At 41.2% G+C, this 531-nt stretch carries 1 protein-coding gene; it reads left to right on the forward strand.

Translation table 11 applies throughout. From position 1 onward, the window contains the following. Positions 1-531, forward strand: a 531-nt coding sequence (locus AC3WOM_RS26720) for an IS4 family transposase (protein ID WP_492449227.1), incomplete at its 5' end; no start/stop codon positions are given.

Here is a 531-nt window from a genome sequence, read left to right on the forward strand (position 1 = left end):
TACTTAGATTATGAGCGTTTTGATCGGATGACCGATGACGGCTATTTCTTTGTCTCGCGCTTGCGTAAAAATGCAGTAACACGCGTTATGGAAACGCTCAGGTTACCTGAGGATTCACTGGTTTTATCGGATGAAATGGTTGTCATTGGTACGACGCAGAATCGCTCTGAAAACGCCTTCCGCTTATTGAAAGTAATCGATTCAAAGGGTAATGAACTTCAACTCCTAACGAATCGGTTCGACTTAGATGCAGATGAACTCGCTGAATTGTACAAGTCACGTTGGGCGATCGAATTATTTTTCAAATGGATGAAACAACATTTGAACATAAAGAAATTCTACGGTCACAGTGAGCAGGCGGTGCATAACCAAGTGTATATCGCAATGATTGTATATTGCTTGAACGTGTTGGCACAGCTCCACACAAATAGTTCGTATACATATTTAGAAATCGGTCGTTTCTTGAAGGTATCGTGGTGGAAATCTGCCCACATTTGGCTTCGAAAAATCAAAGGAAAATGCGTACCATAA

It is taken from the genome of Lysinibacillus sp. FW301-JW8 (assembly GCF_058788755.1).